This is a genomic window from Streptomyces xingningensis, assembly GCF_054957865.1.
Genome location: NZ_JBDJPF010000007.1, coordinates 127,650 through 148,693 on the forward strand (window position 1 = coordinate 127,650; position 21,044 = coordinate 148,693).

24 protein-coding genes are annotated in these 21,044 nt (G+C 69.5%); 4 read left to right on the plus strand and 20 right to left on the minus strand.

Features of this window, described 5'->3' with window-relative positions:
- Both ABCR83_RS06240 and ABCR83_RS06245 read left to right on the plus strand, forming a co-directional pair.
- The gene (locus ABCR83_RS06240) at positions 1-192 is read left to right on the plus strand and encodes a hypothetical protein (protein WP_462693786.1); all 192 of its coding nucleotides are present in this window, start codon (positions 1-3) and stop codon (positions 190-192) included.
- Positions 193-469: 277 nt separating this feature from the next.
- Entirely contained in the window at positions 470-1,171 is a 702-nt protein-coding gene (locus ABCR83_RS06245; RefSeq protein ID WP_462693787.1) for a hypothetical protein, read from the plus strand.
- On the opposite strand, the gene ABCR83_RS06250 is transcribed toward ABCR83_RS06245, so the two are convergent.
- From ABCR83_RS06250 to ABCR83_RS06345, 20 genes are all read right to left on the minus strand, one after another.
- A complete protein-coding gene (locus ABCR83_RS06250; RefSeq protein WP_462693788.1) occupies positions 1,134-2,456 on the minus strand; it encodes a hypothetical protein in 1,323 nt (440 codons plus the stop codon). The genes ABCR83_RS06245 and ABCR83_RS06250 overlap by 38 nt on opposite strands.
- Positions 2,457-2,681: 225 nt before the next feature.
- Positions 2,682-3,284 carry an OmpA family protein gene (locus ABCR83_RS06255; protein ID WP_462693789.1) on the minus strand — a complete coding sequence of 201 codons (603 nt, stop codon included), beginning with the start codon at positions 3,282-3,284 and terminating at the stop codon, positions 2,682-2,684.
- A gap of 5 nt (positions 3,285-3,289) precedes the next feature.
- Positions 3,290-3,826: a hypothetical protein gene (locus tag ABCR83_RS06260; protein ID WP_462693790.1), complete on the minus strand. Its 537-nt coding sequence runs from the start codon at positions 3,824-3,826 to the stop codon at positions 3,290-3,292.
- 93 nt (positions 3,827-3,919) lie between these two features.
- A complete protein-coding gene (locus ABCR83_RS06265) occupies positions 3,920-4,528 on the minus strand; it encodes a pilus assembly protein TadG-related protein (protein WP_462693791.1) in 609 nt (202 codons plus the stop codon).
- A gap of 5 nt (positions 4,529-4,533) precedes the next feature.
- Entirely contained in the window at positions 4,534-4,770 is a 237-nt protein-coding gene (locus ABCR83_RS06270; RefSeq protein ID WP_462693792.1) for a hypothetical protein, read from the minus strand.
- 114 nt (positions 4,771-4,884) lie between these two features.
- Positions 4,885-5,676 (minus strand): LuxR C-terminal-related transcriptional regulator, encoded by a 792-nt coding sequence (locus ABCR83_RS06275; RefSeq protein ID WP_462693793.1) that lies wholly within the window; start codon positions 5,674-5,676, stop codon positions 4,885-4,887.
- A 52-nt stretch (positions 5,677-5,728) separates the two neighbouring features.
- Entirely contained in the window at positions 5,729-6,979 is a 1,251-nt protein-coding gene (locus ABCR83_RS06280) for a sensor histidine kinase (protein WP_462693794.1), read from the minus strand.
- The gene (locus ABCR83_RS06285) at positions 6,976-7,845 is read right to left on the minus strand and encodes a DUF5936 domain-containing protein (protein ID WP_462693795.1); all 870 of its coding nucleotides are present in this window, start codon (positions 7,843-7,845) and stop codon (positions 6,976-6,978) included. The genes ABCR83_RS06280 and ABCR83_RS06285 overlap by 4 nt, the downstream gene beginning before the upstream one ends.
- Positions 7,846-7,855: 10 nt before the next feature.
- Entirely contained in the window at positions 7,856-8,791 is a 936-nt protein-coding gene (locus ABCR83_RS06290) for a type II secretion system F family protein (protein WP_462693796.1), read from the minus strand.
- Between the two features lie 14 nt (positions 8,792-8,805).
- Positions 8,806-10,143: a CpaF family protein gene (locus tag ABCR83_RS06295; RefSeq protein ID WP_462693797.1), complete on the minus strand. Its 1,338-nt coding sequence runs from the start codon at positions 10,141-10,143 to the stop codon at positions 8,806-8,808.
- Between the two features lie 16 nt (positions 10,144-10,159).
- A complete protein-coding gene (locus ABCR83_RS06300; RefSeq protein ID WP_462693798.1) occupies positions 10,160-10,528 on the minus strand; it encodes a TadE/TadG family type IV pilus assembly protein in 369 nt (122 codons plus the stop codon).
- Positions 10,529-10,531: 3 nt separating this feature from the next.
- On the minus strand, positions 10,532-10,912 hold the full coding sequence (locus ABCR83_RS06305) for a TadE/TadG family type IV pilus assembly protein (RefSeq protein WP_462693799.1): 381 nt from the start codon (positions 10,910-10,912) through the stop codon (positions 10,532-10,534).
- Entirely contained in the window at positions 10,909-12,189 is a 1,281-nt protein-coding gene (locus ABCR83_RS06310) for an AAA family ATPase (RefSeq protein ID WP_462693800.1), read from the minus strand. The genes ABCR83_RS06305 and ABCR83_RS06310 overlap by 4 nt, the downstream gene beginning before the upstream one ends.
- Before the next feature lie 8 nt (positions 12,190-12,197).
- Positions 12,198-12,902, minus strand: coding sequence for a Flp pilus assembly protein CpaB (cpaB, locus tag ABCR83_RS06315; RefSeq protein ID WP_462693801.1), 705 nt, complete (start codon positions 12,900-12,902; stop codon positions 12,198-12,200).
- 18 nt (positions 12,903-12,920) lie between these two features.
- Positions 12,921-13,829: a hypothetical protein gene (locus ABCR83_RS06320; RefSeq protein WP_462693802.1), complete on the minus strand. Its 909-nt coding sequence runs from the start codon at positions 13,827-13,829 to the stop codon at positions 12,921-12,923.
- Positions 13,830-13,994: 165 nt separating this feature from the next.
- Positions 13,995-14,294, minus strand: a complete 300-nt coding sequence (locus ABCR83_RS06325) for a pilus assembly protein (RefSeq protein WP_462693803.1) — start codon at positions 14,292-14,294, stop codon at positions 13,995-13,997.
- 301 nt (positions 14,295-14,595) lie between these two features.
- On the minus strand, positions 14,596-15,468 hold the full coding sequence (locus ABCR83_RS06330; protein ID WP_462693804.1) for a trypsin-like serine peptidase: 873 nt from the start codon (positions 15,466-15,468) through the stop codon (positions 14,596-14,598).
- 170 nt (positions 15,469-15,638) lie between these two features.
- Complete coding sequence (locus ABCR83_RS06335) at positions 15,639-16,043, minus strand: RidA family protein (RefSeq protein ID WP_462693805.1); 405 nt, start codon at positions 16,041-16,043, stop codon at positions 15,639-15,641.
- Complete coding sequence (locus tag ABCR83_RS06340; protein WP_462693806.1) at positions 16,040-16,804, minus strand: IclR family transcriptional regulator; 765 nt, start codon at positions 16,802-16,804, stop codon at positions 16,040-16,042. The genes ABCR83_RS06335 and ABCR83_RS06340 overlap by 4 nt, the downstream gene beginning before the upstream one ends.
- Positions 16,801-17,919, minus strand: a complete 1,119-nt coding sequence (locus ABCR83_RS06345; protein ID WP_462693819.1) for a sugar kinase — start codon at positions 17,917-17,919, stop codon at positions 16,801-16,803. The genes ABCR83_RS06340 and ABCR83_RS06345 overlap by 4 nt, the downstream gene beginning before the upstream one ends.
- A 173-nt stretch (positions 17,920-18,092) precedes the next feature.
- Between ABCR83_RS06345 and ABCR83_RS06350 the strand changes: the two genes are divergently transcribed.
- Complete coding sequence (locus ABCR83_RS06350) at positions 18,093-19,373, plus strand: amino acid deaminase (protein ID WP_462693807.1); 1,281 nt, start codon at positions 18,093-18,095, stop codon at positions 19,371-19,373.
- A 10-nt stretch (positions 19,374-19,383) separates the two neighbouring features.
- A complete protein-coding gene (locus tag ABCR83_RS06355) occupies positions 19,384-20,997 on the plus strand; it encodes an N-acyl-D-amino-acid deacylase family protein (RefSeq protein ID WP_462693808.1) in 1,614 nt (537 codons plus the stop codon).
- Positions 20,998-21,044: the final 47 nt, after the last annotated feature.

The following is a 21,044-nucleotide window of genomic DNA, read 5'->3' on the forward strand; positions in this document are numbered from 1 at the left end:
ATGCCCAACATCACCTGGGACGAAGCGATTTGTGGCGAGGGGAGTGCCTGCTTCCGCATAGGTACCGACGACCTCGGCAACGCCTACATCGCCATCAACGGAGCCGAAGACCACTACCTCACCGACACCCGCGAGGCACTTCGTGCCCTCATCCTCGACATCAAGGCCGGGAAGGCCGACCATCTGCTCTGACGCCTGTTCAAGAGGCGCCGACGCACTCATGATCCCTCGGTCCAGGGCATCCGCACGTACTATGTGCCAACGGGCAGCGCTCCGGTGCTGGTACACAACTGCGCTGCACCCCATATCAGGATTTCACCGGTGGCCTCGGGCTGGGCAACCCAGGGTGTGCATCTGCGCGTTGGCAGCTCCGAGGTCCGTATATTCCCGTCAGGAGAGGGTGGCGTTGGGTTCCAGGCGATCCGGCTCGGCACGAACGGTCCGAGGCTTCACACTCGCGGCGACCGCGATGGCGCTGAGTCTCACCACAGCCTGTGGCGGATCATCGGACGACGCGAAGGACGCGAAGGAGGCCAAGCCGTCGTCGCATTCGCCCAGCGCTCCGGTCTCCGGTGCGCCGGATCCCGGACGGGCGCTGTCCAAAGCCGAGTTGGAGAAGCTCGCGCTTGCGCAGGGTGATGTCAAAGACGTCAGCATCGGTCCGCTCCCCGGCGCGGAGTCCGGGCCCGGGAAGGAGAAGGCCGGCGATGCCGCCTGCCAGCCGCTGGCCGCATTGGTCAACGGCGCCCCGGAGCCCGCGGCGAGTGCGACCGTCTACCGGCAGATCACCGGGCAGGGTGATGCAGACTCGCAGGCCATCACCGAGTTCCTCACCGTGCACAAGCCGCAGGAAGCTTCCAGGGTGCTGGCCGGTCTGCGGGCGGCGCTCAAGAGCTGTGCGGGCGGCTTCACCACTCAGGGTGGCGATGACGGGCCGGCCAAGTACTCGGAGGTCAAAGAACTGCCGACGGCCAAGGCCGGGGATGATTCGCTGGCCTATCAGGTGACGGGTCAGGTCGATGGCGATTCGGTTCCCCTGGTGTTCCAAGTCGTGCGGTCCGGGGCCACGGTGGCGACGTTCTATGCGCCGAATTTCATGGATGAGAAGCCTTCCGAGGTTCCGGCGGCCTTGGTCACGGCTCAGATCGAGAAGTTGACCAAGGCTCGCTGATCCGATGGATCACGCGATGGGGGCGAAGCCGTGCGGCCAGCCACCACGTTCCCAGCCAGACGAGAAGTGCGCTGCCCGTACCGATGCCCGTATAGCCAATGATGCTGCGGGTGTTGAGCCCTTCGCTCTCATCGGTGACCGCATTGGGGTTGGAGGTCACATCGAATCCGGCTGCGGCCACATCGCCGTTGTATGCGGGGGCGGCCTTCGGCCGGCCGGTGACGCTGATACGCAGGGTCACCGGCACGGCGTGGCTGGCGACCTCGCCGATCTTTTGGTGCACACCCACCTGGAGGTAGTACCAACCGGCGACGCGCATCGCACCGGCCGGATCGTCCGCGCCGCGCAGGCGGTTGTCATAGGCGACCGGAGCGGTGCCCAGGGCAATGGTCTGTGTCTTGCCCTGGTATTCCTCGACGGTTTCCTTCACCGTTCCCCGGGCCGGGTTGTTGAGGCCGACGCGGATGCCATCGGCCACATAGAATCCGGAGGGTGCCAGGGCCTCGGGGAGCTCGGTGGTCACAAAGAGCTGCTGGCCCCAGGTGACGGGAATGCGATAGAAGCGGGTCTCCCCGGGCCGGGCCTCGTCCTTCCACACTCCACTGCCCACGGCCGGTGCGTCATTGAAACCGGTGCCGCCGGAGATCGCTCTGGCCGGGCCGGATGGTGGGGTGGGTGGCGTTGAGCTCCAACTGCCGGGTTCCGAGAGGGAGGCGGCGGAGGTGTCGGTCTTCAGTCCCGGCTCGGACATGTATTTAAGCTCGAGCGGGAATGCCACGCTGGTCGTGTCCGTCGACTCCCGGGTCCGCTCGACGGTAACTCGGTAGGTGCCCGCCTGGCGGCAGGTGGTGATGCCCGACTTGAGGCGGCGGACGGCATATACGGCGAGTGGATGGGCGCTGTCTCCATCGGTGAACTTGGCACGGCCCACATCGCATTCACGTCCGTTGCGGTGGGCGAGCGTCACCTTGAGCTCTTCCGACTTGAGGGTCTGGCCGGGTGGTGGTGCGGCCACTGCCGAGAGATAGGCGTCGGATGCCGCGTCGAGCTCGACCGTGTAGTACTTCTTCTCGCCGGGGCCGATCGCATCCGTGTAGGTGCCGAGCTGGAGCAGCGGGCCTTCCTTGTCCGATCCTCCGCCGTTCACCACCTTTGCGCCGGGGGCGGTCTTGTACGCGGGGAGGGCGATGGCCTCGGCCGCGACCGCCGGTAAGCCGGCTGGTGTAAGCAGCCAGAGTGCCCCCGCGATGGCAAGGCCGGTTCTTGCGCTGCCGACGTATCTCACCTGGCCTCCCGGACATCGCCAAACGGTCCGGCCCCATCCTGCACTGACTTGCGTCATATGCGCAGGCTCATTCGGCGAACGAGCTTGGGGGGGTGGCGAGGTTGACGCTGATCATGAATCATGTCCGGTTGGGAGGAGCGTCGGTCCACTTCGGGGCGACCGCGGGTGGCGCGGGCGGCTGTGCGGTCGGCTGCGCCGTTGGCTGCGCGTCGGGCGGGTGCCGGTTCAGCCGGCGCGGGGAAAGGTCACCTCTACGCGGCGGTTCTTGGCGCGGCCCTCCTCGGTGTCGTTGGAGGCCACGGGGCTGTCTTCGGCATAGCCGCGGATCTCATAGCTGACGTCCGGGCCAAGGGACTTGGCGAGTTCCTTCTGTACAGCATCGGCGCGTTGCTTGGAGAGTTCCATACCGTGGTCGTGGGTGCCGAGGTTGTCGGTGTAGCCGTAGACCTTGACCTGGTGGGCGTTTTGCTTCTTGATCTCTTGGGCGATCTTTTTGACTCGCTCACTGCCGGTGAGGTCGGATTTGTCCTTGTCGAAGAGGACTTCGGCCTGGAGTTGGAACTTCACGTCGGAGTTTGAGTCCTCGCGGCGTTCCTTGCCGCCCTCGTCGCCCACGACACTCTTGATGTTGAGCACCTTGGGCTGGGCGAGTGTCCGGCCCGGGGTGAGTTTGAGTCCGGGGGACTTGGGGTCGATGGTCCCCTTGAATACCGAAGGGGCCGATGGGACGTCATCCGCCCTGGCGGTGGGCACAACGGCCGTGATGAGAGCGGAAGTCAGCACGGCCGTCAGCAGCAGGCCCATTGCTTGCTTATGCGTATTCACCATGGGAATCACGCATCTGTCAGCTTCAGGACGGCCGACTGAAAGGTGGGGATCTGGATGTCCACCTGAGTGGTGCTTTTGGGCGGCGCAGGAAACTGCATAAAGACCTTCTGCGCCGAGTTGGCCTTGATGATGGTCAGGGAAGTGCTGGCCAAGGGGCGGCCCTCGGTGTCGCGCAGGATGTAGTAGCGCTTCTTGTCGGCCGCGTCCACCAGGGTGGCGCCACCCAGCGAGCTTCCACCGGCTCCCTGTTTCACAGCGAGCTCCTGCCCCGTCCATGCCTGAGTGTCGGTGAAGTCCTTGCCTGCCGTATTCTTAAGGTTTCCGCTGACCGTAGCGAATCCTCCGGAGTCACGCGTCACAGACGTGATCTCGAGAAGGATGCCATCCGCACCCTTGAGGGTTGCGACGACCTTGTTGTCGTCCGACTTGCTCGGCAACGACTCCTCAATGGTGCTCTGCTTGGCTGCGGGGCTGCTTTCCTGCTTGTCGCCCTTGCCGTCACTACCACACGCCGACATTGACAGGGCAAGCGCTGTCGCCATGAATACGGCTGCCGCAGCGCTGCGCGCCCGGGGACTTCGCCACATACTCATTGCTGCTGTCCTCTACTCGATTTCCACGCGGTCGGGGCGCACTCAGCCTGTGAGTCGCACAGTGAACAGGTCCGTCACCTTGGGGAAGTTCCTTGCATGATCCGGATTCTTGGGGTCGATCTCCCAATCCCTGCCATCGGAGCACCTCAGCTTGAGCAGCGCCTTCTTGTCCGGCAGCAAGGCGCACTTTGGCGCGATGATCGCGCTTGCCGTGGCTCCGGTGCGCTTGTTCTCGGTTCCGGGAATCACCGAGCTTCCGATGGTCTTCTGCGTTCGCACCGTAACGGTGAATCCCATACGTCCGTCGGCAAGCGGACGACAGCCGCCGTCGGTGGTCACCTCGGCCTCATTTCGGTTCGCGAACCGTTTGGCTGCGTCACAGGCCCCCGGCGTCTCGAACCCCTTGCCGCTGATCAGATCCGGCCATGTCGCAGGGCTGATGACCGAGTCGACCAGTTTTGAACGGAGTTGGAATCCGGCGTCTTGCACTGCTGCGAGAGCGGCCGCATCCGCCGCGGATTGGGCACGGTTGCGGGAGGCGGTGGCCTGTCCGACCGCGAAAAACGCAAATGCGAGGAAGAGCAGACCTGCCACCGCCGTAATGAAGATGGGGAGCGCCTGCCCTGCCTCGCCGCGCTGTCGTAAGGTCAAGCCAATCAGGTCGCGATCTTGTTGATGGCAGCGACGAGTTTGTTCTTGATGGCATCCCCGATGTCCGTGAACTTTGCGAGCGCCGCCATGATCGCGACCACCACCACGATCATGCCGATGTACTCCGCCGCGGTCTGCCCCCTGGCCCCCTCCCGGCCGGCCAGCCGCTCGATGCGGCTGTCGAGCCACGAGTTGACGTGGACCTTGGTCTCGACCGCCGTCTTCAACAGCCTGTCGCTCATGCGCTTCTCCCTTCCCAGCAGCAGGAGAAACGTAGGCCGGGAGGCGACTCCCCGGCTTGGGCCCGCGGGCCCAACTCGGGGCCCAAGTGCCGGGCTTTCGCGGTCGGTTCACGGCTACCCGACCCCCCACCACGCCGTACCCAGCCACATCGCGATGGCCTGGCTGCGGCTCCCGGCCCCCAGCTTGGTGAAGATGCGGTTGATGTGGTTCTTGACGGTCTTTTCGCTGATGAAGCATGTCGCAGCGATCTGCGCATTGCTCATCCCCGACGCAATCAGCTCCATCACCTCCACCTCCCGACGGCTCAATGGGCACCGGGCGGAGCCGCCGCCGCGTTGCGGCGCGGGCTTGAACTCCGACTGTGCCAGATCGACTTGCGAAAGCAAAGAGCCCGGCGGCTTCGGAAATCTGCTCGCCTCAGTGAGCGCCGACGCCTGCTCACTGCGCATTGCTGTGCGATTTGCAGTGGCATCAGTGGTTAAACCGCGCAGCTGGGCGAGCAGGACCGTGGCGGCCGTCGTGGTGAGGTGGGCGCGGCCCTCCCTGACATGGCGCACGGCGGCCAGAAGCTCGTCCGCGGTGAACTCGCCATGGACCAGATAGCCCCCGGCGCCCAGGCGCAGCGCCTCGCGTACAACCTCCGCCTCGCGGCTATACGTCAGCATCATCACCGTGGTCAGACGGACCAGGGACGGCAGCACGGAGAGACCGTCCACGCCCGGCATTCGCACATCCAGCAGGATGACGTCGGGGAGGTGCAAGCGCACGGCCTCGTAGGCCTGTTGGCCGTCCGCCGCTTCCGCGACGACCTCCAGGTCCGTGCGGCCGGAGAGCAGGGCGATGAGTCCGGCCCGTACGACGGGGTTGTCGTCCGCGATGACGATGCGGAGTCCGGGAGCCTGCATGGTGTGGCCTCCTTTCCGATCGGAGAGTCAGGAGCGTCAGGAGAGTCAGGAGTCAGCGGTGTCTTCGGTCGTACGATGCGAGCGGGAGGTCCAGGCGGACCTCGGTGCCTTCACCGGCCCACCCCTTGCCGATGCGGATCCGTGCGCCGATGCGCTCGGCGCGTTCGACCATGCCCAACAGGCCGAAGTGTCCGGCCTGTTTGAGCTCGTCCAGGCTGATGCCGGGCGGCAGGCCGCGCCCGTCGTCGCGGATGCTGATGCGCAGTGTGCCGTCGACAACACCCGCGGCCACCTCGACAGCTGAGGTGTGGGCATGGCGGTGGGCGTTTTCCATCGCCTCCGCGGCGATGGCCAGGATGTGCTGGGCGACAGGGCGCGGGACGGGCGGGACGGGGGCCTGGCCCAGTGGGCAGTAGGTCGCGGGAAGTCCGGCGCGCCGGGTGAAATCGTGGGTGGCGGAGGCGAGTTCGGCGGCGAGGGACACTCCCCCCGGCGGGTCGGATTCGCGTCTGAGGCCGGACAGCATGTCCCGGGACTCGGCGGCCGCGCGGCGGGCGCAGCCGGCCACCAGCTCGGCCTGGCGCCTCACCTGTTGTGGGTCCATGCGGTCCGTCGAGCGGGCCAGGCCGTCGGCCGCCAGGGCCAGGCCGTACAGGGTCTTGGTCACCGAATCGTGCATCTCCCGGGCCAGTCGGGCGCGTTCGGCATCGACCGCCTCATTGGCCGCGAGCCGGGAGCGGGTCTCGGTCAGCGCCTCGCTGGCCGTACCGAAGCGGAGGACCAGGCCGCGCAGGGTGACGCCGACGGCCCCGGCCAGGACGCAGACGCCGGGCAGCAGGGTGGATCCGGCCAGGGTGATGTCGAGGTGGCGGTTGCCCAGGTAGGCCAGGGCGACGATCAGCAGGGTGAGGGAGGCGAAGAAGCCCGCACCGCGCCAGCCGTAGACGAGCCCGGCCAGCAGGGGGGTGCAGATGGTGACATAGCTCAGGGGGCTGTCCGGGGTGGCGGTGAAGAGCAGCAGCGCCCCGAAGAGGGTGTCGAGTCCCAGCAGTGCGGGGTGTTGGAGCAGCAGGGGGCCGAAGCGTTCCCAGTCTCTTATGAGGACATAGGATCCCATGAAGGTGAACAGGACGGCGGCCCCGACCAGTACGGTGGGCCAGCCCCGCCGGACGGCGTGCAGGGCGAAGGGGGTGGCGAGGGCGATCATGGCCAGGCGGAATCCGAAGACCTGTCTGCACAGCGCCTGGAGGGCGCTGAGCTGGATTCTGAGCGCCGGTGCCGTGGCGCCGCCGGCCTCGGTCATTCGACGAGGCCGGAGCCGAGGAACATGGTCGTGCCGATCAGCAGCAGGGTGGCCGGGACCATGATCATGGTGACGATGGTGGTGGCCTTGGGCACGGCCTTGGCGGCCTTGCGCCGGGCGTTCTGGGCGTCGGTGCGCCGCATGTCGTTGGCGATGGCGATCAGGGTGTCGACGATGGGGGTGCCCAGTTCCTCCCCCTGCTGCAGTGCGGTGACGAACATGGCGACCTGTTCGGAGTCATTGCGCTTGCGCAGGTCGTCGAAGGCCTCCCGGCGGCTGACCCCCATGTCCATCTGGCGCAGGGTGATGCGCAGTTCATCGGCCCAGGGGCCCGCGTATTTCTCCGCCGTCCGGTCCAGGGCCTGCCGGAAGCCGAGGCCGGCCGAGACGACCACGGCCAGGACGTCGAGGAAGTCGGGCAGGGTGCGCTCGATCGCGTCCTTGCGGGCGCGGACGGCCGACCAGATGCCGACCTCGACCCAGAACGCGGCGAAGGCCAGCATCAGGAGTGCCAGGATGGGCTGCCCGCTGACGAGCATCACCAGCGCGCCGAGGCCGCCGGTGAAGCCGTAGACGAAGCGGCGGGCGGCATAGCGGTCGATGGTGAGGCCACCGGGGTTGCCCGCTCGGTCTATCCGCTTGCGGACCTTGTTGATCCTTGTGGGGCCCATCATCCGCAGCACCATGGGTGCGTACCGCATGCCCAGCCGGTCGATGAGCGAACCGGCGGCGCTGGTGCGGGTGGCGCCCACCTCCAGGGCGACGGCGAGGTCGGGGGGCAGCTTGGCGTCGGCCCGGTAGAGGTGGAGGCCGTAGCAGGCGCCGAGGACGGACAGTCCCATGCCGAGTGCGAGCAGGATTCCCATCGGTGGCCCCTCAGATGTCGATCTTGCCAAGCCGGCGGACCAGGAAGAAGCCCACCGCGTAGAGGCCGATGGAGGTGATCACCGCCAGCTGTCCCAGCACCGAACTCGTGATCCGGTCCAGGGCGCCCGGCCAGATGCGGTCCATCAGCAGCAGGGCGCCCAGGCCCATGCCGGGCACCAGATAGGCGGTGGCCGTCACCTGGACCAGCTGGGTGCGGACCTCGCGGCGGGTCTCCTTGCGTTCCTCGAGGGTGGTGGTGAGGTTGCGCAGCGAGCTGACCACGGTGCCGCCCGCCTTGTTGGACAGCACCAGGGTGGTGACCAGTACTGCCAGTTCCCGGGACGGGAGCCGGTTGGCCAGTTCGTCCAGGGCGTCCTCCAGGGTGTGGCCCAGGGCCAGCCGGTCGGCGACTCCGGACAGTTCCTCGCCCGCGGGGTTCTCGAGTTCCTCGGCGGCCATGGCCAGGGCGGTACGGAGGGAGAGCCCGGCCTGGGTGGCATTGGCGACCACTCGGGAGAGCTCGGGGAGCTGGTTCATAAACCGCTCATTGCGCTTCTGGCGCTGCCAGTTCAGGAAGGCGAACGCGCCCCAGAGTGCGGCCAGTGCGGCGATCGGGCCGAAGAACGGGGCCAGCGTGATTCCGGCGATCACCCAGAGGCCGATGACGGCGCCCAGCATATAGACGAAGAATTCGCCGGGGGTGAGAGTGAGTCCGGTGGCCGCCAACCGGTGTTCGAGCTTCTTTCCCAGGGTCGTCCTGCGGATCCGCCGGTCGATCGCGCGGAAGGAGCGGCGGCGGCCGGTCCGGTGCCCGCCCGGCTCGCTGAGCCGGTCGACCAGGGCCGCGCTCCGGGCCCGGCCCGAGGTGTACGCATGCACCCCCGCGATGGCGCACACACAGCACAACAGCGTGGCGCCGAGGGTCAGCAACGCGGTCTTGTCCATGTCCGTGGGGCCTTCTATCGGGCTTGTCGGGTGGCGAGTTGGTCCTCGGCCGCCGCCACGCCGAAGGCGGGCGGGACCGGCTCGTTCTTGAGGTGGAGCCGTTCGGCGACTCGCTGCGGGAGCGGGAAGCAGGCGAAGGCGCCGTGCACCAGCCCGTCGGCGCCGAGCGGCCAGGCGTCGAACCGGCAGACGGTGGCGATGCGGTAGTCCTCGCGGCCGCGCGAGGAGAGGATCGCGATCTCGCTGACCTTGCGGGAGCCGTCGGCGTGCCGGGTCAGTTGGACGATCACGTCGACCGCGCTGTTGATCTGGTCCTTGAGAGCCGCGAAGGGGATCTCGACCTCGGACATCGAGGCGAGGGTCTGCAGCCGCATCAGGGCGTCCTCGGCGCTGTTGGCGTGCACGGTGGCCAGCGAGCCGTCATGGCCGGTGGACATGGCCTGGAGCATGTCGAGCGTCTCACCGCCGCGGACCTCGCCGACCACGATGCGGTCGGGGCGCATCCGGAGGGAGTTGCGGACCAGGTCGCGAATGGTGATCTGGCCCTTGCCCTCGACGTTGGGAGGCCGGGCTTCCAGGGTGATGACATGCCTCTGCTGGAGTCGGAGTTCCGCCGAGTCCTCGATGGTGATGATGCGCTCGCTCTCCGGGATCAGTCCGGAGAGGGCGTTGAGCAGGGTGGTCTTCCCGGCGCCGGTGGCCCCGGAGACGATCACATTGAACTTGGCGCGGACCAGGGCGGACAGCAGCATCAGCATCCGCTCGTCCAGCGAGCCCAGGCCGATCAGCTCATGGAGGGTGTAGGCGCGGGGGAAGCGGCGGATGGTGAGCGTCGCACCGGAGAGGGCCAGCGGCGGGATGATGACATTGACCCGCTCTCCGGACGGCAGCCGGGCGTCCACCATGGGGTTGGACTCGTCGACCCGGCGGTTGACGGTGGAGACGATGCGCTCGATGGTCTGCATCAGCTGCTCGTCGGAGGCGAAGCGGATCGGCAACTGCTCGACCCGGCCGGCCCGTTCGACGAAGATCTGGTCCGGTCCGTTCACCATGATCTCGGTGATGGAGGCGTCCTCGAGGAGCGGTTCCAGAATGCCCAGGCCCAGGGCTTCGTCCACCACCCGGCGGATGAGCATGGAGCGCTCATGGGTGGAGAGCACCGGGCCCTCGCGGCTGATGATGTGGCCCAGTACGCGCTCCAGCCGGGCCCGGCGCTCGGCGGCGGCCAGCGAGGACATCTCGGCGAGGTCGATCTCCTCGAGGAGCTTGGCGCGGTAGACCGCGACCAGGTGGTTCTCCTCGTGTTCCCCCCGGGCGGCGTCGGGGACGTTGATGCGCGCCTTGAGGCTCATCGTCGGGGCTCCCTGGTCAATTGCCGCTCGGGTCGCGGGGCATGGTGACGGTTCTGGTGACGGTGCCCAGGTGGACGCCGAAGAGGGAGGGGACGTCCACCTCGGTCCGTACCGTGACCTCGCCGCTGCCCGGCGTCGATCCGCTGTGCGCCTGCCTCGCCACCCAGTCGCTCATCGCCGCCCTGGCCACCACGTCCGCGTCGGCCCCGGCGTCGCGGGCCACTGCCCGGGCCGCGGCCCGGGCGCCCGTCCCGGCCTGCTCGGCGGAGTACGCCACCAGGCCGAGCTGGATCAGGGCCAGGCCGACCAGGATCAGGATGGGGATCATGCCGATGAACTCGACCGTGGTCTGCCCTCGTTCGCCTCGCCCGGTGCGTTGGGCCATGGCTCATCGCTCCCTCGCCGCCGATGCCTCGCCCCGGACCCGGACGGGGAAGCCGGCCAGCCCCGGGAAGAGCACCGGGACCTCCAGCCGCACCGTGGCCCGGTAGAGATCGGGGCCGTTGTTCCCGCAGTTGATGTCCGGGCCGCCCTGCCAGGCATCCGGAAGGCTCGCCAGGGCCGCCGCCCGGCAGGCCCCGTCATCGCCCGATACCGCTCCCCGGTGGGCTCCCCGGTCGGCCGCGTCCCCGGCCAGGGTGTAGGCGTATCCGGCCAGCACGCATTCCCACAGGACCGCCAGCACCAGGATGATCAGCGGTAGCAGGCCGAGGAACTCGACGGAGGTCTGCCCCCGGTCGGAACGGGTGGGCGCAGTCGGTGACTTCACCGCTCGGCCCACCCGGCCGGCCCGGCGCCCGGGCGGCCGCGTCCGCGGGCACCGCCCCGGTACAGCGCGCGCCTGCCGCCGCGGGCCGCGGCGTGCGCCGCGGTGCCCCCGCCGGCCAGGCCGAGTTCGCCCGCCAGGCCCCACATCGCCTGCTTGACGGCGCTGCGGTTGTCCAGGTCCTGCAGGCGGCCCGAATCCACCACCGGCTGCAGGTCCTTGAAGTGCGCGGGGATGGTGGTGCGGGCCACCCGGGTACCGACGATGCGCTGGACCAGCGGCGGCTGGATCTCGGTGCCGCGAGCGGCCCGGTTGACAACCGCCAGGGTGTCCTCGGCCTTGCGGACCTTGAGGCGCTCCCACATCCGCACCGTCCGCTTGGCGGCCCGGACGGCCACCACGTCCGGGGTGAGGACCAGGGTGGCGAGGTCGGCCATTTCGATCGCGGCGGCATTGGCCCCGGTCAGCTGGGTGCCGCAGTCCACGACCACCACCTGGTAGCGGCCGCGGAGGGCGCTGATGAGCTGGCGGGAGGTCCGCTCGCCGACCTCCTCGGCGCGCTCGCCGTCGCCGGGGGCCAGGACCAGGCCCAGTCCGGTCTCATGGTTGAAGACCACGTCCTGGAGCACCCGGGGCGAGATGTCGTGGATCTCGGCCAGGTCGGCGACCGAGCGGCGGAACCGGACGTCCAGGTAGGAGGCGATGTCGCCGCCCTGCAGGTCCAGGTCGACCAGCGCCACGGGGTGGCCCGCGGCCCGGGCGGCCAGCGCCAGTTGGATGCCGATGACCGAGGTGCCCACTCCGCCCTTGGCGCCGGTGACCGTGACCACGGTGCCGCCGGGGCCGCTGGGGATGTCCACTTCGGCGCTCAGGTGCTTGCGCACTCCGGTGGCCCAGTTGGCGGTGGCACGCACCCGGGCCACCAACTCGTCGTAGGAGAGCGGGAGTCCCACCAGGCCGCGGGCGCCCGCGTCCATGGCGGCGGAGAACAGCGCGGGGCTGGTGTCCGCGGTCATCAGGATCACCCCGGCCGCCGGGAAGCGCAGCGCCACCTCGCGCACCAGCTCCAGGGCGGGGAGGGGGCCGATGCGCTCATGGACGAGGATGACCTCCGGCAGGTCGGTGACCGTGTCGGCGGCGAGCCGGGCGAGGGTGTCCAGCAGGGTGGTCGAGTTGCCCACCGGGTGGCCGGGTTCGGCGTCCGGGAGCTGGCTCAGCAGCGCCGTCACCGACCGGGCGGCGTCCGCGTCACCGACGGCCGGAAGGATTCTGGTGGCCATCCGTCACCTCACTTGTCACCGTTCAAGGTGTAGTCCCGCTGACTCGGCGGGACCGGGCTCCCGCCGCCCGGCGCGACCAGCGCCAGGCGCACATGGGAGGCGAAGGACTCGGCATAGGCGACGCGTTGGGCGTCCAGGGTCTCCAGCGCGAAGGTGATCGGCACCGCCTCACGGCCCTGCGCCGAGTCACCCTGTCTGGGCTGCAGCGCGGTGAGCTTTCCGACGTCGATGACCTTGGCATTGCTGACGATCACCTTGGAGCGCGGCTGGCCGCCGCTGCCCTCGGCCGGAAACGTCGCATAGATGTTGACCGAGGCCCCGGGTGTGATCTTCCCGGCCACGCCGGTGGACGCATCGATCATGATCGCGATCTCCTGCTGGCCCGGCCTGAGCGCCGGGCGGTCGGCCATCATGTCGGCCTGCAGCAGCGAACCCTGGCGCAGCGGGTTGACCGCGATCTTCCCGGTGATGTCCCCGAGGTTGGTCACGGCGGTCCTGGGCAGCCAGCGCTTGGGCATGGACACCTGCTTGAACTGATCGGCGTCCAGGGCCTGGTATGCGGGGATGTCCGACTTGAGTTCATAGGCCGTGGTCTCGGGTCCCACCTTGGAGTCGACGTCATCGATCACCGCGAGGACCCCGGCGAAAGCGCCGATGGCGCAGAGGACCGACACGAGCAGCAGGATGACACCGCGGCGCTGGCGTGAATTCATCAGTGCGGACTACCTCGTTCACGGGTGTGTGCGATGAGCGGGGTGGTGCGGCCGGACACTCCCGGGGGGCAACAGCCGGGCCCCGTCGGGCGGCGGCTCGGCGGGGAGCAGGGGCGCGGAGCAGAACCCGCAGCGGTCGCCGATGAGTTCAAGCCCGCACCAGCGACAGCATTCCCTCCGCACGGAGGCGATCAGGTGGTAGAGGATGGACGGGTCGGGGATGGCGGCCGCGAACTCGACGGCGCGGTGGGTGCCCCACCAGCGGGTGGACTCGGCGGGCAGCGGAGAGACCTCCTGGACCCCTTGGACCCGCCAGCCGGGGGCGATGGTGTCCAGCACCCAGTCCTCGCCCCTGCGGGGCTTGGTGCGGGCGACGGTCAGCCGGGTCGGGAAGGCGGGGCCGCCGGGCGGCTCGCCGCCGCCGAGGCGGACCAGGCTGCGGGCCGGATTGACCAGGACCCCGAAGCGGACTCCGGGCAGCAGGGAGGTCAGGTGGGGGCCGAGGCCGACCGCCACCCGGTCCAGCCGGGCCACGCTCGCCAGCTGGGCGCCGGCGTAGATGTAGTGGGCCAGCAGCCGGGCGGCCGAGGCGAGCACCCCCGGGCTCAGATCGGACACCGACAACTGGCGTAACTGGCGGGCCAGTACGGCCACCGCCAGCGGCGGGAGGGCGATGGGCAGCAGGGCGACCCGGTCGCTCTCCAGGACCGCCCGGATGGTGTGCAGCCTGCGGACATAGCGGGCGGGCAGGGAGTCGGGGTAGATGACGACCAGAAACCCGCACTGGTCGAGCAGGATCGCCGCCTGGGTGACCGCCGTCTCCAGCGACTGTGTCTCGGGGGGCTGGAGGACGGCCGCATGGGGCGTGGGGCCGTCGCCGGCGGCAAGCACCAGATCGGGGCTGGTGACCGCTATCGCAATCGGCACGTCGGCTTCCCCGTCCACTCCGGCCGCAGGGGCTCCGACGGCCGCAGATCGATACTGCCCAGCGCTGGCGCCTCCGCACTTTATCCACGAATGCGGCGGCTGAGAACAGCCCCTTCACGGCAGTCCGCCCCGCTTCGAACCGGTCACCGAGCGCCGGGGCGTCACTCAGTCCTCACGCATCACTCCATACGAACTGCGCACCGGCCACGGCCAGGTGATGGCACCGGGCAGGATCAGCGGGACCCTGAGCGTCACGCTCGCCCGGTACACCTCGCCCTCCCTCCTGCACCGCGGCTCGCCCGGCCAGGCGTCCGGCAGGTCCGACAGCACGGCCGCCCGGCAGTCCCGCCCGGTCGCGGCGGCCCGCGCGCCCTTGTCCGCCGCATGGCCGGCGAGCGAGTAGGTATAGCCGACCAGCACGCACTGCCAGACCACCGCCAGTGCCACCAGAACCATTGGGATCACTCCCGCATATCCCGCGGTGGCCGCTCCCCGGTCGTCGCTTCGGCGCTTGCCAAGCCCCATCGGCACGTTGCCTTCCCCGTTCGCTCGGGCTGCGGCCGCCCCTCGGCCGTGGCTTCATACTGCCCGGCGCCGGGATCCTGAACGGCATGTTCCGCGGCATACCACCCGTCGGGGATCTGCCGTTGACCGAGCGGCAGTTGCCGCTGATGGCTCGTCAAGGGACTTGCCCCGGAGAGAGGGTGGAAGGATGGGGCAGGGGCGGGTTCCCCTGCCCCGCGGCTTTCCCTGCCCCGCGGCGCACTCAGCTGCCGTCGTCCCAACCGGCCGGCTTGGGCAGGGTGCAGCCCGGCAGGCTCAGGTCGATCTTGTTGCCGGTGCCCACGCACTGGGTGATGCCATAGGTTTCCTCGGCATAGCCGATCCCCGGGTTGATGGTCGTCCGACCGTTCTCGTCGACCTCACACGGGTTGTTGACCGTGCACTGCTCGCCGTTCTCGTTCTTGGTGTTGTTGATGGCGACCACCTTGCCGGTGTTCGCATCGACGACCGGCGAACCGGAGGTCCCGCCGATGATGTCGCAGGGCGAGGTGTAGCGGAGCGAGTCCTTCCAGGTCCAGTCGCCCTCGCGGAGCCGGTAGACAAAGCCATCGACATTGCAGGAGTAAATCTTCTTCCAGTAGCCGGAGACCACATTGATGGCGGTACCGGCGGTCGGGTGGTCGGCCGAGAGGTTCAGCGCGTCGATGCCGGAGCTCTGCTTGATCTGCGCGTAGCTGGTGTTCAGCTCATAGAGCGTGACATCGGTGTCGGTCATCGTGGCGTACGAGACCTTGGTCGCATGCAGCGTGGCGACCTTGCCCGCGCTGGAGTTGAGCAGGCTGAAGGTGCGGGAGGAGGGCTGGTCGGTGATGACCTCGCCGGCGCCCGGCATGCCGGTCTCCAGACAGTGGCCGTTGGTCATGACGAGCGCGGGGTCGTTGTCGGCCGAACTCGGCATGCGTATCAGCGAGCCGGAGCAGTTGCTGAGCGCGACGGTGCCGGCGAAGTCGACGGCCTTCACCTTGGCCTGCGGGGCCTTGGCCGGTGGGGCGGCCGTTGCGGAGGTGGCGGCACCGGCCAGGGTGGCCCCGGCGAACAGCAGCGTGGTGAGCACACCGAGAAGCGGTCTCTTCATGGGGGGTCGTCCTCTCCAGACGGAAGAGCATCCGTTTTGACGTGTGCATTGTTGGGGCCGGTACGGCCGTGCGGCAATGAACCGTCGGTTGCGGAGAGGAAGTTGGCTTGTTTCAGGTGCGCATGGCGCGGCCGTTCACCCGGGCGAACGGCCGGGCCGGGCACCGCGGCTCAGCCGAGGACCGCCAGGGCGTCGATCTCCACCAGCAGGCCCGCGGGCAGGCCGACATAGACCGTGGTGCGGGCCGCCGGGGCCTGCTCAAGGCCGGCGAAGCAGTCGTTCCAGATCTCGTTGAACTCGGCGAAGTGGCCGGTGTCGGTGAGGTAGACGCGCAGCATGACCACGTCCTCCCAGCTTGCGCCGCCCTCCTCGAGCACCGCCCGGACATTGGCGAGGGTCTGCAGGGTCTGTTCACGCAGGGTCGGCCCGGCGACAACGGGGGCCTGGCCCTCGACGGCGGGCAGGAAGCCGACCTGTCCGGCGACCTGGAAGATGTTGCCCTTGCGCACTCCGTGGGAGAACTTGGCGGGCGGGGCGGCGTGGGTGGGCGGGGTGATGGCGGTCTTCTGGGTCATGGCTTGGCCTTTGCGGGTGGAGTGATTCCGGAGTACTCCGCGCTGATGCTCTGTGCCGTGCGGCGCAACAGCGGGAGGAGTTCGAGGAGTTCGTCGGAGGTGACGACGACATTGGGTGCGGAGAGGGAGCAGGCGGCCACCACCCGGCCGTCGGTGCCGTGGATGGGGGCGCCGATGCAGTTGATGGACTCCTCATGGCCGCCGAAGTCGGTGGCCCAGCCCTGTTCGCGGACGGCCGCCAGCTCATGCAGGAAGGCGGTGGCATGGGGGGTCGAACGGGGCGTGTAGGCCGGGTAGTCGAGCCGCTCGGCGAGGGCGATGCGCTCGGGGCCGGGGAGATCGGCGAGCAGCAGTTTGGCGACGGCGGCCACGGTGATGGCGACGGGCTTGCCGATGCGGGAGTACATCCGTACCGGGTAGCGGCTGTCGACCTTGTCGAGGTAGAGGACCTCGTTCGCCTCGTACACGGCGAGGTGGACGGTGTGTCCGCACTGTTCGTTGAGGGCGACCAGGTGGGGGTGGGCGATCTCCCGTACGTCCAGGCTCTCGACAGCCTGCTGGGCGAGCGCGAACAGACGGGCGCCGAGGCGGTAGCGCTGGTCCTGCTGGCGGTAGACCATGCCGTGTTCATGCAGGGTGCGCAGCAGGCGCAGGGCGGTCGACTTGTGGACGCCCAGGCGGGTGGCGACCTGTTCGAGGTTGGCGGGGCCTTCGGCGAGCAGCGGCAGGATGCTGAGCGCTCGGTCGACGGTCTGACTCATCGGGGAACCATTCTGGTGTCTGCCGGGTGTTCGGCCGGGGTCGTCCAGCCGGGGCCGAGTCGCAGTCTGCCCCAGGCGGTGTCGTCGAGTGCGGCCAGCCGGTCGGCGTGGGCGCGGTCGGGTGGGTCGGCGAGGTCGCCCGGTGCGGTGAGGGCGGCGGCGGCCATCAGATGGCCGTGCCGGAGCCGCCCGGCGGGGGGCAGTCCGCGCAGGGTGGCGGAGAGGAATCCGGCGGCGAAGGCGTCGCCGGCGCCGACGGGTGCCACCACTTCCACGGCGGGGGCGGGTTGGGAGGTGATGTCATCGTCGGGGGCATCTGTGGTGGCGTTGTCTCTGCTGGCTCTCGTGACCATGCCTCTCGTGACCGCGTCTCTCGTGACCGCGTCTCTCAAATCCCTGTCTCTCGAAACTGCGTCTCTCAAAAACATGGTGGCACCGGCCGCGCCCCGTTTGACCACGAGAGTGCCGGGTTCGGGCAGGGCGGCCCGGATGGCGGCGGCGCCCCGCAGGCCCCAGGCCGCCTCGGCCTCGTCCTCGCCGACGAAGACGATGTCGCTGCGGCGGGCGAGTTCGGCGAGGACGGTGGGGCCTTCGGGGGCGTTGTGCCACAGGCTGACACGGTAGTTGACGTCGAAGGAGACCAGCGGGGGCCGGCGGCCGGCGGGGGCGGTCAGTGCGCGGGTGAGGGCGAGGCAGCCCGGAGAGAGGGCGGGGGTGATACCGGTGAGGTGGAGGATGCGGGTGGACCAGACGGTGTCGCGGTCGATGAGCTCCGGGGACATGGCCGAGGCCGCCGACCCGGCCCGGTAGTAGACGACCTCGGCGTGCGTGCCGGCGGGTTCGGCGGTGGTGGCGCGCTCGCCGGCGGTACGGAAGTAGATGCCGGTCGGCCGGTGCGGGTCGCGCTGCACGGCTGAGGTGTCCACGCCATGGGAGGCGATGGTCTCCACCACATGGGTGCCAAAGCCATCGGTTCCCACCCGGCCGATCCAGCGGGTGCGGTGGCCGCAACGGGCCAGGGCACAGGCGACATTGGACTCGGCGCCGCCGATGCCACGGGCGAAGCCGGGCACCTCCGCGAGGGGACCTGGACTGGTAGGACGGAAGGCGACCATCGTTTCGCCGAGGCAGGTGACATCCACGTCGGCTGCGGTCACGGGGCCTCTCGCTCCTCACCTGGGGTGCTGTTGCACCGTTGACCCGGCGCTTGGCGGGATGTTAGACAGCAACAAGCGTTATACGCAACGAATGTTGCACATGCCGCAACCCTACTGTCTCTGGAGACCGCATGGCAGCCGACGACCCCGTCGCCCGTCTCGCCCAGGACCGGGTCGACCACCGGTTCAAGGGACTGCCCCCGGATGCGGCGGGCCTGGCCATCGGCGCGCTGGCCGCCGAGCGTCGCTGCCTGTTCACCGGCGGCTTCACCACCCCCGTGCTCGCCCTCTCCGGCGAGGCGCTCGACCACAACCTCGCCGTGATGGAGCGCTGGGCCGCCGAGCACGGCCTGGCCTTCGCTCCGCACGGCAAGACCTCGCTCGCCCCCCAGCTCTTCGAGCGCCAACTGGCGCACGGCGCCTGGGGCATCACCGCCGCCGTCCCCAGCCAGGTGCGCGTCTGCCGCGCCTTCGGCGTGCCGCGGGTCTTCCTCGCCAATGAGCTGGTGGACGCGGCGGCGCTGCGCTGGCTCGCGGGCGAGCTGGCCGCCGACCCCGGCTTCCGCGTCATCGCCTATGTGGACTCGGTGCGCGGCGTCGAGCTGATGGATGCCGCGCTGCGCGAGGCCGGGGCCGTCCGCCCCCTGGAGGTCGTCGTCGAACTGGGCGTGCGGGGCGGGCGCACCGGCGTACGGACCGAGGCCGAGGGCGCGGCGGTCGCCGATGTGGTGGCGGCCGCGGACACCCTGCGGCTGGTCGGTGTCGCCGGGTACGAGGGCGAGGTGCCGGACGCGGACGACGCCCGGGTCCGCGCCTGGCTGCGCCAACTCACCGGGCTGGCCGTCTCGTTCGACCGGGCGGGGCGCTTCGAGGGGCTCGGGGAGATTGTGGTCAGCGCGGGGGGCAGTGCCTGGTTCGACGCGGTCGCCGAGGTGTTCGCGGAGCTTGTGCCGTTGTCCGCGCCGGTGCTCAAGCTGTTGCGCTCCGGCGCTTATGTCACCCATGACGACGGGCACTACCACCGCAAGACCCCCTTCAACCGGCACCCCGAACAGGGTGAGCTGCGGTCCGCGTTCCGGCTGTGGGCGCAGTGCGTATCGCGCCCGGAGCCGGGACGGGCATTCCTCAACGCGGGCAAGCGGGACGCGCCCTATGACATCGATCTGCCCGAGGTCCAGGTGGTGCGCTCGGCCCGGGACGGGTCGCTGCGCCGCCCGGCGCACGGGCTGAGGGTCACCGCGCTCAGCGATCAGCACACCTTTGTGGAGGTCGCGGCGGGGGCCGAGCTGGAGGTCGGGGACTGGGTGGGGCTGAGCCTTTCGCACCCGTGCACGACCTTTGACAAATGGCAGTTGATCCCGGTGACGGCCGGGGACGGCACGGTCACGGATTACCTCCGGACGTTCTTCTGAGGGCCGGCCGATGGACACCGTGCTCCGTGACGTGCTCGTCATCGACGGCACCGGCGGCCCGTCCTACCGGGCCGATGTCGGGCTGGCCGAGGGCCGGATAGCCGTCATCGCCCGGGAGGGCGGGCCAAGGCCCGCCGGGCGCCGGGTACTTGACGCGCAGGGCCTGGCGCTGGCGCCCGGCTTCATCGACATGCATGCGCACAGCGACCTGGCCCTGCTGCGCGACCCCGGCCATGAGGCCAAGGCCGCCCAGGGCGTGACGCTGGAGGTCATCGGCCAGGACGGCCTGTCGTACGCACCCGTGGACGACCGCACCCTGGCCGAGGTCCGGGCCCAGATCACCGGATGGAACGGCGACGGGCGGGACATCGATTTCGGCTGGCGCAGCGTCGGGGAGTATCTGGACCGTCTCGACCACGGCTTCGGCGGCGAGGGCATCGCCGTCAATGCCGCCTATCTGGTGCCGCAGGGCACCGTGCGGATGCTGGTGGTGGGCTGGGAGGGGCGTCCGGCCACCCCGGGCGAGCTGGAGCGGATGAGGCGGCTGGTGGCCGAGGGGCTGGAGCAGGGGGCGGTGGGGCTGTCGTCGGGGCTCACCTATACGCCCGGGATGTATGCCACCAACGCCGAACTGGCCGAGCTGTGCCGGGTGGTGGCCCGGTACGGCGGCTACTACTGCCCCCACCACCGCTCGTATGGGGCGGGTGCGCTGGATGCGTACCGGGAGATGATCGCCGTGGCGCGGGAGGCCGGCTGTGCGCTGCATCTCGCCCATGCCACCTTGAACTTCGGGGAGAACCGGGGGCGGGCCCCGGAGCTGCTGCGGCTGCTGGACTCGGCGCTCCGGGCCGGTGCCGATCTCACGCTGGACAGCTATCCCTACACTCCGGGCAGTACCACGCTGGTGGCGCTGCTGCCGAGCTGGGCGGGCGAGGGCGGGCCGCGGGCGGTGCCGGCGCGGCTGCGCGACGAGGAGGCGGCCGGGCGCATCCGGCACGCCATGGAGGTGGTGGGTGCGGACGGCTGCCATGGGGTGCCGGTCGACTGGGACACCATCGAGATCTCCGGGGTGGCGGACCAGCGGCTGGCGGGGTATGTGGGGAAGACCGTCGCCCGCGCGGCCCTGGAGCGCGGCGAGGAGCCGTGGGACACCGCCCGGCGGCTGCTACTCGAGGACCGGCTGGGGTCCACGATCCTGCACCACGTCGGGCATGAGGAGAACGTCCGCGCGATCATGCGGCACCCAACCCACACCGGTGGCAGCGATGGCATCCTGCACGGCGCCAAGCCACATCCGCGCGCCTATGGCACCTTTCCGCACTACCTGGGGCGCTATGCGCGGGAGCTGGGGGTGCTGTCGCTGGAAGAGTGCGTGGCGCATCTCACGTCCCGCCCGGCGGGACGGCTGAGGCTGCCGGACCGGGGTCTGATCCGCGAGGGATACCGGGCCGACCTGGTGCTCTTTGATCCCCGGACGGTGGCGGCCGGTGCCACATTCCAAGATCCCAGGAGGCTTCCGACCGGCATTCCTTATGTCCTGATTGCCGGACGCTTTGTGATGGAAGACGGGCGGCGTACGGATGTACTGGCGGGGCGCACCGTGCGGCGGCTTCCGGCGGGCTGAACAGGCCCTGTTGGGTGCGTGTCGGGTGCGCCTCGGGTGCGGGGTAA

Coding starts and splice junctions, on each gene's coding strand:
- ABCR83_RS06260 (WP_462693790.1), bottom strand. CDS start 3,826: ATGGCGACAGCGCTTGCCCTGTCAATGTCGGCGTGTGGTAGTGACGGC.
- ABCR83_RS06300 (WP_462693798.1), bottom strand. CDS start 10,528: ATGGCCCAACGCACCGGGCGAGGCGAACGAGGGCAGACCACGGTCGAG.
- ABCR83_RS06350 (WP_462693807.1), top strand. CDS start 18,093: ATGGCAGCCGACGACCCCGTCGCCCGTCTCGCCCAGGACCGGGTCGAC.
- ABCR83_RS06285 (WP_462693795.1), bottom strand. CDS start 7,845: ATGGGAATCCTGCTCGCACTCGGCATGGGACTGTCCGTCCTCGGCGCC.
- ABCR83_RS06280 (WP_462693794.1), bottom strand. CDS start 6,979: ATGACCGAGGCCGGCGGCGCCACGGCACCGGCGCTCAGAATCCAGCTC.
- ABCR83_RS06310 (WP_462693800.1), bottom strand. CDS start 12,189: ATGGCCACCAGAATCCTTCCGGCCGTCGGTGACGCGGACGCCGCCCGG.
- ABCR83_RS06240 (WP_462693786.1), top strand. CDS start 1: ATGCCCAACATCACCTGGGACGAAGCGATTTGTGGCGAGGGGAGTGCC.
- ABCR83_RS06355 (WP_462693808.1), top strand. CDS start 19,384: ATGGACACCGTGCTCCGTGACGTGCTCGTCATCGACGGCACCGGCGGC.
- ABCR83_RS06295 (WP_462693797.1), bottom strand. CDS start 10,143: ATGAGCCTCAAGGCGCGCATCAACGTCCCCGACGCCGCCCGGGGGGAA.
- ABCR83_RS06335 (WP_462693805.1), bottom strand. CDS start 16,043: ATGACCCAGAAGACCGCCATCACCCCGCCCACCCACGCCGCCCCGCCC.
- ABCR83_RS06270 (WP_462693792.1), bottom strand. CDS start 4,770: ATGAGCGACAGGCTGTTGAAGACGGCGGTCGAGACCAAGGTCCACGTC.
- ABCR83_RS06345 (WP_462693819.1), bottom strand. CDS start 17,919: ATGGTCGCCTTCCGTCCTACCAGTCCAGGTCCCCTCGCGGAGGTGCCC.
- ABCR83_RS06255 (WP_462693789.1), bottom strand. CDS start 3,284: ATGGTGAATACGCATAAGCAAGCAATGGGCCTGCTGCTGACGGCCGTG.
- ABCR83_RS06330 (WP_462693804.1), bottom strand. CDS start 15,468: ATGAAGAGACCGCTTCTCGGTGTGCTCACCACGCTGCTGTTCGCCGGG.
- ABCR83_RS06290 (WP_462693796.1), bottom strand. CDS start 8,791: ATGGACAAGACCGCGTTGCTGACCCTCGGCGCCACGCTGTTGTGCTGT.
- ABCR83_RS06340 (WP_462693806.1), bottom strand. CDS start 16,804: ATGAGTCAGACCGTCGACCGAGCGCTCAGCATCCTGCCGCTGCTCGCC.
- cpaB (WP_462693801.1), bottom strand. CDS start 12,902: ATGAATTCACGCCAGCGCCGCGGTGTCATCCTGCTGCTCGTGTCGGTC.
- ABCR83_RS06275 (WP_462693793.1), bottom strand. CDS start 5,676: ATGCAGGCTCCCGGACTCCGCATCGTCATCGCGGACGACAACCCCGTC.
- ABCR83_RS06245 (WP_462693787.1), top strand. CDS start 470: ATGGCGCTGAGTCTCACCACAGCCTGTGGCGGATCATCGGACGACGCG.